This is a genomic window from Streptomyces sp. NPDC107581 (assembly GCF_055657175.1).
In genome coordinates, this window is sequence record NZ_JBVKBH010000031.1 from 1 (window position 1) to 12556 (window position 12556).

Below are 12556 nucleotides of genomic sequence, written 5' to 3' on the forward strand. Positions count from 1 at the left end.
AGTTGGTGGTGCGTGGTGGGGTTGCGTATGGGAGGCGGCTGGTTCGTCCGTCGGGTGATCTGGTGCCGGTGGAGTGGCCGGTTGGGGTGGGGGCGAATGGTGCTGCTCGTTCGGTGTTGGTGACGGGTGGGACGGGTACGTTGGGTGCTCTGGTGGCCCGGCATCTGGTGGTGACGGGTCGTGCGGGTGGTGTGGTGCTGCTCAGCCGCTCCGGACCGGCATCCGCCGACGTGGCCGTTCTGGTGGCGGAGCTGGCCGAACTGGGCGTGTGGGTCCAGGTGGTCGCGTGCGACGTGGCCGACCGTGCCGCACTGTCCGCGGTGCTGCAGAGGATTCCGGCCGAGTCCCCGCTGGGCTCCGTCATCCACTCCGCAGGGGTCGTCGACGACGGAGTGATCCCCTCCCTGACGCCGGAGCGGCTCTCGGCGGTCATGCGGCCCAAGGTCGACGCGGCCTGGCACCTGCATGAACTCACCGCTCACATGGATCTCGAACGCTTCGTCACGTTCTCCTCGGCGGCGGCCACGTTCGGCGCGCCCGGCCAGGGCAACTACGTGGCAGCCAACTCCTTCCTCGACGCCCTCGCGGGATACCGGCAGGCGGCCGGCCTCGCCGGGCTGTCACTGCAACTCGGCGCGTGGGTGCACGAGTCGGGCATCGGCCGGAACCTGGGCGAACGGCTGCTCTCCCGCATCGACCGCTCGGGCTTCGTGACGATGGGTGCCGAAGAGGGCCTGGTCGTGTTCGACGCGGCACTGGCCCGGGACGAGGCACTTCTGGTGCCCGCCCGGCTGGACGTGGCGGGACTGCGCGCACAGGCCGCCCGCACCACGGACATTCCGCCGCTGTGGCGCGCGCTCGTCGGCGCCGGCGGCTCCGCCAGGCGTACGGCCGCCTCCGGAGCGGGCACCGCTGCGGGTGCCGGCGCGGCGGAGGCACTGCGGCGTCAGCTGGCGTCGGTGTCGGCCGCGGAGCGCGACCGGCTCCTGCTGGACCTGGTGCGCGCACATGTCGCCGCGGTCCTCGGGCACGCCTCCGCGGAGGCCATCGAGGCGACCCGGGCCTTCACCGACCTGGGCTTCGACTCGCTGACCTCGGTGGAACTGCGCAACCGCCTGAACACGGAGACCGGACTGCGGCTGCCGGCGACCCTGGTGTTCGACTACCCGACACCGGTGGCGCTGGCCGGGCTGCTGCGCTCGGAAGTGACGGGGGACCTGCCGGCGATCGCGGCACCCTCCGGTCCGGTGGTGACGGGCGTGGCGGACGAGCCGATCGCGATCGTGGGCATGGCCTGCCGGTTCCCGGGCGGTGCGGTCAGCCCGGAGGACCTGTGGCAGTTGCTGGCCTCGGGCTCGGACGCGATCGGCCCGTTCCCGCAGGACCGCGGCTGGAACCTCGAAGCGCTCTACGACCCGGACATGGAACGTACGGGAACGCTGTACACGCAGGCGGGCGGCTTCGTCCGCAACGCGAGCGGGTTCGACGCCGGGTTCTTCGGGATCAGCCCGCGTGAGGCGCTGGCGATGGACCCGCAGCAGCGGCTGCTGCTGGAGACGTCGTGGGAGGCGCTGGAGCGGGCCGGCATCGACCCGGCGACGCTGCGCGGCAGCCAGACCGGCGCCTTCGTCGGCGGCTCCACCTCCGGATACGGCATCGACGTGCCGTTGGACGGTGCGGGCGTCGCCGAGAGCCACCTGATGACCGGCACGGCGGCCAGCGTGATGTCGGGCCGGCTGTCGTACACCTTCGGCCTGGAGGGCCCGGCCGTCACGGTGGACACGGCCTGCTCCTCGGCGCTGGTGGCCCTGCACATGGCCTGCCAGGCGATCAGGTCCGGAGAGTGCTCGCTCGCGCTCGCCGGCGGTGTCGCGGTCACCGCCACCCCCGCCGTCTTCGTGGCCTTCTCCCAGGCGCGCGGCGTCTCCGTGGACGGACGCTGCAAGTCGTTCGCCGCGTCGGCCGACGGTTCGGGCTTCGCCGAGGGCGCGGGCATGCTCGTCGTGGAGCGGCTGTCCGACGCCCGGCGCAACGGCCACAAGGTACTGGCGGTGATCCCCGGCTCGGCGATCAACCAGGACGGTGCCTCCAACGGCCTGACCGCGCCCAACGGTCCCTCCCAGCAGCGGGTGATCCGCGCCGCGCTGGCGAGCGCCGGGGTGCGCGCCGACGAGGTCGACGTGGTCGAGGCCCATGGTTCCGCGACCACCCTCGGCGACCCGATCGAGGCTCAGGCCCTGATCGCGACCTACGGCCAGGAGCGCCCCGACGGCCGGCCGCTGTGGCTCGGCTCGGTGAAGTCGAACATCGGGCACACCCAGACGGCCGCCGGCGCGGCCGGGATCATCAAGATGGTGCTGGCGCTGCAGAACGAGCAGCTGCCGCAGACGCTGCACGTGGAAGAGCCCACGCCGCACGTGGACTGGTCGGCCGGTGAGGTGCGGCTGCTGACCGAGCCGGTGCCGTGGCCCACCGGGGAGCGGGTGCGGCGCGCGGGTGTGTCGGCGTTCGGGATGAGCGGCACCAATGTGCACATCATCCTGGAGGAGGCCCCGGCCGCCGACACCGAGGAGGCAGACACCCCGGCGGAACCCGCTGACGCGACGGCGTCGGAAGGCGCCCCCGCCGTGATCGAGGCCGACGGTGTGAGCGCATGGCTGGTGTCGGGCCGTACGGCCGAGGGGCTGGCGGCCCAGGCGGAGCGGCTGCGCGAGTGGAGCGCGACACGCCCTGGGCTCGACCCTGCCGAAGTGGCGTGGTCGTTGGCGGCGACGCGGTCGGTGTTCGAGCACCGGGCCGTGGTGATCGGCGGCGACCGTGGGGAGTTGGTGACCGGTCTGGAGGGTCTGGCGGCCGGGACGCCCGCGCCGTCGGTGGTCTCCGGGGTTGCGCGTTCCGGTGCGCGGACGGTGTTCGTGTTCGCGGGTCAGGGGACGCAGTGGGTCGGTATGGGCCGGGAGTTGGCCTTGTCGAGTCCGGTGTTCGCGGCGCGCCTGGCGGAGTGCGGGGCGGCGCTGGCGCCGTTTGTGCCGTGGTCGTTGTCCGATGTTATGTCGGGTGTTGAGGGTGCTGCGGGGCTGGATCGTGCGGATGTGGTGCAGCCGGTGTTGTGGGCGGTGATGGTGTCGCTTGCGGCGGTGTGGGAGGCCGCCGGTGTCAGCCCGGATGCGGTCGTCGGCCACTCGCAGGGTGAGATCGCGGCGGCGACGGTGGCGGGGATGCTGTCCCTTGAGGATGGTGCCCGGGTGGTGGCGGTGCGCTCGCGTGCGTTGTCGGGTCTGTCGGCGCAGGGGTCGATGGTGTCGGTGGTGATGCCGTCGCAGTCGGCGCGGGAGCTTGCCGGGCAGTGGGGCGAGCGCCTGTCGGTGGCTGCGGTCAACGGTCCGGCGGCGGTGGTGGTGTCCGGTGAGCCGGAAGCCTTGGGTGAGTTCGAGCGGGAGCTGGCGAAGCGGAAGGTGTTGCGCTGGCGTATTCCGGAGACGGACTTCGTGGCGCACTCTCCGGCGGTGGAGCCGCTGGCGGCGGTGCTGGAGGAGGAGCTGGCCGGGATCGCCCCGCGGGCGGGCCGGGTGCCGATGGCCTCCACGGTGACCGGTGAGTGGGTGTCGGGCACCGAGGTGGACGCCGGGTACTGGTTCGCGAACCTGCGCCGCATGGTCCGTTTCGAGGAGGCTGTACGGAGCCTGCTTTCCGGGGGCTTCGGGGCGTTCGTGGAGGTCTCGCCGCATCCGGTGCTGACCGCCGCGGTGATGGAGACCGCCGAGGACGCGGGCGTCACGGATGTGCTGACGGTGGGGACGCTGGAGCGGGACAACGGCGGTGCCGCACGGCTGGTCACCTCGCTCGCGCAGGCGTACGCCGGCGGGCTGGGCGTGGACTGGAAGACCGTCCTGCCCACCGCAGACTGGGTCGACCTGCCGACCTACGCCTTCCAGCAGCAGCGGTACTGGCTGCAGGCCGCCGCCCCCACCGCGCCCGCACTGGGCGGCGACGGGGCGAGCACGGCTGCCGAGGCCGAGTTCTGGGCCGCCGTCGAGGGCGGCGACCTGGCCCGGATCGCGGACACGCTGGCCATCGAGGACCAGAAGCAGCTCAGCGAGGTGCTGCCGGCGCTGGCCTCCTGGCGGCGCCGCGAACAGGACCGGTCGGCGACGGCGGGCCTGCGCTACCGCGTGGGCTGGGCGCCGGTCGCCGAGCCCGGAACCGCACGGCTGTCGGGACAGTGGCTGGTCGTGATCCCCGCCGGGTCGGCCGGAGCCGAGGTGACACAGGGCTGCTTGGCGGCGCTGACCTCGCGCGGCGCCGGATCCGCGGTCGTCGAGATACCGGCCGCAACCCTGGACCGCACCGACGTGGCCACGCTGCTCGGGCAAGCGCTGCAGAGCGCCGGCGCGGAACCCGACGCGGTGTCCGGCGTGGTGTCACTGCTGGCGCTGGACGAGACGCCGTTGCCGGACCACCCGGTGGTGACCGGGGGCCTGGCCGCGACGCTGGCTCTGGTGCAGGGCCTGGGCGACGCCGGGATCGGCGCACCGCTGTGGATCCTCACCCAGGGCGCCGTCGCCGCAGGGCCCGGCGAGGTGCTGACCAGCCCGCTGCAGGCACAGGTCTGGGGCTTCGGACGCGTCGTCCCCCTGGAATACCCCGACCGCTGGGGCGGGTTGATCGACCTGCCCGCCGAACTGGACGAACGCACCGGCGCACAGCTGGTGGCCGTGCTCGCCGGCTGCGACGAGAACGCGGTCGTCATCAGGCCCGCCGGGCTCCAGGGCCGCAGGCTGATCCGCGCCCCGCAGCCCACGGCGAACGGGACCTGGCGGCCCGAGCACACGAGCGCGCTGATCACCGGCGGCACCGGAGCGCTCGCCGGGCACGTGGCACGCTGGCTGGCCGGACGCGGCGCGGACCGCCTGGTGCTGACCAGCCGCTCCGGGCCCGGTGCCCGGGGCGTCGCGGCGCAGGCCGCCGAACTGGCTGCCCAGGGCACCCGCGTGGACGTGGTGGCCTGTGACGTCAGCGACCGTTCCGGCCTCGCCGGGCTGGTCGACTGGACCGGTACGAGCGGTCCGGCGCTGTCCGCGGTGGTGCACACCGCGGGCGTCCTGGACGACGGCGTGATCGACCATCTCTCGCCGAAGCGGCTCGAGACGGTGCTGGCGGCCAAGGCGGCGAGCGCCGCCCACCTGGACGAGCTGACCGCGGACCTGGACCTGGACGCCTTCGTGCTGTTCTCCTCCGTGGTGGCCACCACGGGCGGCCCGGGCCAGGCCAACTACGGTGCGGCGAACGCCTACCTGGACGCCCTCGCCGAGAACCGGCGCAGCCGCGGACTGGCCGCGCTCGCCGTGGCCTGGGGCCCCTGGTCGGGCGGCGGCGTGGCCGAGGGCAACGAGGCCGCACGGCAGCGACTGGCCCGCAACCCGTGGGAAGGGATGATGGATCCGGACCTGGCGGTCCGGGCCCTGGCCGAGGCGCTCGACAGCCCCGACACCGTGCTGACGGTGACGAACATCGACTGGTCGATCATCCTGTCCCAGCCGCAGGCGGCGGCAGGCCTGCTGCAGGTGCCGCTGATGCGGGACCTGCCGGAGATCCACCAGCTGGCCGCGCTGCTCACGGACGTCTCGGTCGCACCGGCCGAAGGCGATCTGGCACGCCGGCTGGCCGGGACGGGCCGGGCCGAGCAGCACCGGATCCTGACCGAACTGGTCCAGGCCAAGGCCGCCCAGGTGCTGGGCTACTCCTCGCCCGAGGAGGTCGAGGCCGGCCGCGCCTTCAGCGAACTGGGCTTCGACTCCCTGACCGCCGTCGAGCTGCGCAACGACCTCAGCTCGGCCACCGACCTGCGCCTGCCCGCGACCCTGCTGTTCGACTACCCCAGCCCGGCCGCCCTGAGCGAGTACCTCCAGACGGAGCTGCTGGGCACCCTGCCCGACGACACCGCGGCCCCGACGGCGGCCCCGGCCCCGTCCGTCGCCGACGAGCCGATCGCGATCGTCGGCATGAGCTGCCGCTACCCCGGCGGCGTGGTCGACCCCGACGGACTGTGGTCGCTGCTGACCTCCGGCGGGGACGCGATCTCCGGCTTCCCGGAGGACCGCGACTGGGACCTGGAGGCCCTCAGCGACCCCTCGGGCGAGGGATACACCTCGTACGTGCAGGCCGGCGGGTTCATCCAGGACATGAGCGGCTTCGACGCCGGATTCTTCGGGATCAGCCCGCGCGAGGCGCTGGCGATGGACCCGCAGCAGCGGCTGCTGCTGGAGGTGTCCTGGGAGGCCCTGGAGCGGGCCGGCATCGACCCGGAGTCGCTGCGCGGCAGCACGACCGGCGTGTTCGCCGGCGGGTACGCGTCCGGGTACGGCTACGGCGTGGACGTCGAAGGCGCCGCCCACCTCATCACCGGCAACGCGACCAGTGTGCTGTCCGGCCGGGTGTCCTACGCGCTGGGCCTCGAGGGTCCGGCGGTGACGGTGGACACGGCCTGCTCGTCGTCCCTGGTCGCCCTGCACCTGGCCGCGCAGGCGCTGCGGTCCGGCGAGTGCTCGATGGCGCTGGCCGGCGGTATCACGATCCTGGTGACCCCGGACGGCTTCGTCGGCTTCAGCGAGCAGAGCGGCCTGGCGATGGACGGACGCTGCAAGGCGTTCTCCGCGCAGGCCGACGGCATGGGCTTCGCCGAAGGCGCGGGCATGGTGGTCGTGGAGCGGCTGTCCGACGCGCTGCGCAACGGCCACAAGGTGCTGGCGGTGGTGCGCGGCAGCGCAGTGAACCAGGACGGCGCGTCCAACGGTCTCACCGCCCCGAACGGCCCCTCGCAGCAGCGGGTCATCCGCGCCGCCCTGGCCAACGCCGGAGTGGGCGCGGACCAGGTCGACGTCGTCGAGGCGCACGGCACCGGCACGAAACTGGGCGACCCGATCGAGGCGCAGGCGCTGCTCGCCACCTACGGCCGACAGCGGCCCGAGGCCCGCCCGCTGATGCTGGGCTCGGTGAAGTCCAACATCGGCCACACCCAGGCCGCCGCCGGCGTGGCCGGTGTGATCAAGATGGTGCTGGCGCTCCAGCACCAGCACCTGCCCAAGACCCTGCACGTGGACGAGCCCTCGCCGCACGTCGACTGGACCGCCGGCGACGTCCGGCTGCTGACGGAACCGGCACCGTGGCCCGCCAACGGCCACCCGCGCCGCGCCGGCGTCTCCTCGTTCGGCCTGAGCGGCACCAACGCGCACATCATCCTCGAGGAAGCCCCGGCCGCCGAGGCCGGCCCGCTGGAGAACGACGGCCGGGGCGACGCCACCGACGAGGGCGCGCCCACCGGGGCCGACACCCCGACAATGGTCGAGGCCGAGGGTGTGAGGGCGTGGCTGGTGTCGGGCCGTTCCGCCACCGGTCTGACGGGGCAGGCGGACCGGTTGCGCGAGTGGGTGAGCACGCGTCCGGAGCTGGAGTCCGCGGATGTGGCGTGGTCGCTGGCGGTGACGCGCTCGGCGTTCGAGCACCGGGCGGTTGTGGTCGCCGATGCCCGCGGTGAGCTGGTGTCGGGCCTGGAGAGTCTGGCGGCGGGTGTTCCTGCGGGTTCGGTGGTGTCGGGGGTGGCCCGGTCCGGTGGTCGGGTGGCGTTCGCCTTCGCTGGTCAGGGTTCGCAGTGGCTGGGCATGGGGTGTGAACTCGCCCGGGTCAGCCCGGTGTTCGCGGAGCGGCTGGCGGAGTGTGAGAAGGCGCTGGCTCCGTATGTGCCGTGGTCGCTGTCCGATGTCCTGGCCGGTGCGGAGGGTGCTCCCGCGCTGGAGGCGGCGGATGTGGTGCAGCCCGCGCTGTGGGCGGTGATGGTGTCGCTTGCGGCAGTGTGGGAGGCCGCGGGCGTGACTCCGGATGCGGTGGTCGGTCATTCGCAGGGTGAGATCGCGGCGGCGACGGTCGCGGGGATGCTCAGCGTCGAGGACGGCGCCCGTGTGGTGGCTCTGCGCTCGCGGTCGTTGAAGGTGCTGGCCGGTGCGGGCGGAATGCTCTCGGTGAGCCAGTCGGCCACGGCGGTCGAGGAGCGGCTCCCGCGTTGGGGTGAGCGTCTGTCGCTGGCGGCGGTGAACGGCCCTTCCGCTGTGGTGGTCTCCGGTGAGCCGGAGGCGTTGAAGGAGTTGCAGGCGGAGCTGGAGGCCGAGGGCGTTCGTGCCCGGATGGTCGCGGTGGACTACGCCTCGCACTCGGCTCAGGTGGACCGGCTGGAGACGGAGATCGTCTCTGTCCTGGCGGGGATAGCTCCGCGTCAGGGCCGGGTGCCGATGGTCTCCGCGATGACGGGCGAGACCCTGTCCGGGCCCGAGCTGGATGCCCAGTACTGGTACGGGAGCCTGCGGGCCTCGGTGCACTTCGACCGGGCGGTGCGGATCCTGGCCGGTCAGGGGCACCAGGTGTTCGTCGAGGTCACTCCGCACCCGGTGCTGATGGGTGCGATGAACGACACCCTCGAAGAGGTCGCGCAGGGCTCCGGCTCGGGTGCGGTGGCCGCCGCTGTGTGCGGGACGCTGCGGCGGGACGACGGTGGTGCGCAGCGCCTGGTCACCTCGCTGGCCGAGGCGTTCGTGAACGGTGTGGCGGTGGACTGGACCGCGGTGCTGCCGAGCGCCGATCGGGTCGAGCTGCCGACCTACGCCTTCCAGCACGAGCGGTACTGGCCGCGTCCGGCCAAACCGGCCCTCGGCGGGGACGCCGTGTCGCTGGGCCTGGGTACGGTGGATCACCCGCTGCTGGGTGCGGCGGTGGAGCTGGCCGGCGGCGCCGGGCTGGTGTGCACGGGCCGGCTGTCGCTGCGTACGCATCCGTGGCTGGCGGACCACGCGGTCGGTGGTGTGGTGCTGCTGCCGGGTACCGGTTTCGTTGAGCTGGCGGTGCGTGCGGGTGACCAGGTCGGGTGTGGTCTGCTGGAGGAGCTGACGCTGCAGGCGCCGCTGGTGCTGCCCGCCGACGGCGGTGTCCAGGTGCAGGTCGTGGTTGCTGCGGCCGACGGTGACGGGCGCCGGACGGTCGAGGTGTTCTCCCGTCCCGACGGCACCCGGCAGGAATGGGTCCAGCACGCCGGCGGCATGGTCGCCCCCACCGGGCCGACCGCAGCCGCGGCGGAGGACCTGTCCGTCTGGCCGCCGCGCGACGCCACGGCGGTGGACATCAGCGGCATGTACGACGCCCTCGCAGGGGCGTACGGCTACGGTCCGGCATTCCAGGGCCTGCGAGCGGTGTGGCGCCGTGGCGAGGATCTCTTCGCCGAGGTGGCACTGCCCGAGGTCGTGGCCGAGGACGCGGGAGCGTTCGGCCTGCATCCGGCGCTGCTCGACGCGGTGTTGCACGCCAGCGTCCTGGTCGGTGGGGCCGTGGAGGGTGAGCCGGGTCAGGTGCGGCTGCCGTTCGCGTGGACGGGTGTGGAGCTGCATGCCGGTGGTGCCTCGGTGCTGCGGGCGAAGCTGCGCCGCGATGGTCAGGGCAGTCTGACGGTGACGGCGGCGGATGCCACGGGTGCTCCGGTGGTGTCGGTGGCCTCGCTGATCACGCGCCCGGTGACCGCGGACCAACTCCAGGCCGCCGACACCGGAGTTGCGGACTCCCTGTTCACCGTCGAGTGGGCCCCGATCGCCGAGGCGCCGGTCCCGGTGGGGGAGTGGGCGCTGGTCGGTGCCGACCGCTTGGGTCTGGTGGAGGCTCTGGACGTGGCCGGGGTGCCGGTGCGTTCCTTCGCCGGCCTGGCGGAGGTTGCGGTCGCTGCCGAGGCGGGCGAGTTGGACCCGCGGGTGGTGCTGGTCTGCGCCGGTGGTGAGGGTTCCGGTGGTGATGTGGCGGAGGCCGCTCGGCGGGCGGTCGGCGAGGCTCTGGGCCTGGCCCAGGAGTGGCTGAGCGAAGAGCGTCTGGAATCGGCCCAGTTGATGGTCGTCACCCGGGGTGGTGTGGCCGCCTCGGCCGGCGAGCGGGTGGCCGATCTGGCCGCGGCCGCGGTGTGGGGTCTGCTGCGTTCGGCGCAATCGGAGAACCCGGGCCGGCTGGTCCTGGCCGACCTGCCCGCCACCGGCACCGACGACCAGGCGGCTGCCGTCCTGCCGACGGCGCTCGCCGCCGGGGAGCCGGAGCTGGCCGTCCGGGCCAAGGTGGCTTATGGGCGGCGTCTGACGCGTCCGTCGGGTGAGCTGGTGGTGCCTGAGGGGTTGTGGCGGCTGGAGCCGGATGCGGGCGGGTCGTTGGAGGGTCTGGCGTTGGTGGAGGCGCCGGGGGCCGGTGGTCCGTTGGCGGCGGGGCAGGTGCGGGTGGCGGTCCGGGCGGCCGGGCTGAACTTCCGGGATGTGCTGATCGCGCTGGACATGTATCCGGGTGGCGGTCTGATGGGCAGTGAGGTCGCCGGTACGGTGATCGAGGCCGGTCCGGATGTGAGTGGTCTGGCGGTCGGTGACCGGGTGATGGGTGTTGCCGCGGGCGGGTTCGGGCCGGTGGTTGTCACCGACGCACGCCAGGTGGTGCGCATCCCGGACGGCTGGTCCTGTGCCGAGGCCGCGTCCGTGCCGTCCGCCTTCATGACGGCCTGGTACGCGCTGGTCGAGCTGGCCGGTGCGCGTGCCGGTCAGAAGGTGTTGATCCATGCTGCTGCCGGTGGTGTGGGTATGGCCGCGGTGCAGATTGCGCGGCATCTGGGTCTGGAGGTGTTCGCGACGGCGAGTGCGGCCAAGTGGCCGGTGCTGGCCGGGATGGGGCTGGACGAGGCGCACATCTCGTCGTCGCGTGGTGCCGGGTTCGAGGCGGAGTTCCTGGCCGCCACGGGCGGTGCGGGTGTGGACATCGTGGTGAACTCGCTGGCGGGCGAGCTGACCGACGCCTCACTGCGGCTGCTGCCGAACGGCGGCGCCTTCATCGAAATGGGTCGCACCGACCTGCGGGACGCCGAGGCCCTGGCCACGGAGCACCCGGACGTCACCTACCGGCCGTTCCAGCTCGGTGAGGCCGGGGCCGGGCGGTTGGGGGAGATGCTCGGGCGGATCGTGGAGCTGATGGCGGCCGGTGGGCTGTCGCGGCTTCCGGTGCGGGCGTGGGACGTGCGGCGGGCGCGGGAGGCGTTCCGTTTCATGTCGCAGGCCCGGCACACGGGCAAGCTGGTCCTGACGGTTCCCGCCGTTCCCGCCGTTCCTTCTGTTCCTTCTGTTCCTGTCGTCTCCCGACCGGTCGGTTCGGGGCCGGTGGGGCGGTCGGCGCTGGTGACGGGTGGTACGGGCACGCTGGGTGGTCTCGTGGCCCGGCACCTGGCCGAGACGGGCCGTGCCGACCGGCTGGTGCTGACCGGCCGTTCGGGCCCGGCTGCGCCGAACGTGGCTGCTCAGGCAGCCGAGTTGGCGACGCTTGGCGCGTGGGTGCAGATCGTCGCCTGCGACGCCGCGGACCGCGACTCCCTGGCGGGCGTGGTGGCGGGGGTTCCCGAGGAGGCCCCGCTGACGACGGTGGTGCACACGGCGGGTGTCCTGGACGACGGGACGATCGCGTCGTTGACGCCGGAGCGGGTGGCGACGGTGATGCGGCCCAAGGCCGACGGCGCCTGGAACCTGCACGAGCTGACCCGGCACCTGGACCTGGAGCACTTCGTGCTCTTCTCCTCGGCGGCGGCGACGTTCGGGTCACCCGGCCAGGGCAACTACGTCGCGGCCAACGCCTTCCTCGACGCCCTTGCCGCCGACCGTCGAGCGGCCGGTCTGCCGGGCACGTCCCTGGCCTGGGGCCTGTGGGCCGAGGTCAGCGCCCTGACCGGGCAGCTCACCGACGCCGAACGCGCCCGTATCAACCGGGGCGGCGTCACCGCGCTGAGCGCCGATGACGGTCTGGCTCTGCTGGACCTGGCGCTGACGCGCGACGAGGCGGTGCTGGTCCCGGCCCGGCTGGACCTGGCGGGGTTGCGGGCCCAGGCGGCTCGCAGCACGGAGATCCCGTCGCTGTGGCGGGCGCTGGTCAGCGGTGGCCCGGGCCGTCGCACGGCCGCCTCGGCCGGTGCCGGTGCCGACTCCCTGCACCAGCAGCTGGCCGGGCTGTCGGCGCAGGACCGGGAGCGGAAGCTCACCGACCTGGTCCGCACCCATGTGGCCGCGGTCCTCGGACACGCCTCCTCCGCCGCGATCGAGGCGGGCCGGGCCTTCACCGACCTGGGCTTCGACTCGCTCACCGCGGTGGAACTGCGCAACCGTCTCAACGGCGTGACCGGCCTGCGCCTGCCGGCCACCCTCGTCTTCGACTACCCCAACCCCTCGGAACTGGCCGTGTTCCTGCAGGAAAAGCTGCTGCCGGAGATCGGCGAACGCAGCGAGACAGACCCTGGTGAGGCGAAACTCCGGAAGGCGCTCGCGGCCGTTCCGCTGTCCAGGTTCCGTGAGGCCGGGCTCATGGAGGTACTCATGCAGCTCGCCGATGTCCATGACGACGCCCTCGTGAACGAGAAGGGCGAAGAGGCCGAGGACATCGACGCGTTGGATGCCGAAAGCCTCATTCGCCTGGCCTTGGACAGCGAGACGGAGTGAAGTTGATGATGCTCGATGCGTGG

The 12556-nt window shown here is 73.2% G+C and carries 1 protein-coding gene; it reads left to right on the forward strand.

Features of this window, described 5'->3' with window-relative positions; translation table 11 throughout:
* Positions 1-12533, forward strand: a 12533-nt coding sequence (locus tag ACZ7P3_RS41050) for a type I polyketide synthase (RefSeq protein WP_472089775.1), incomplete at its 5' end; no start/stop codon positions are given.
* Between the last annotated feature and the right edge of the window lie 23 nt (positions 12534-12556).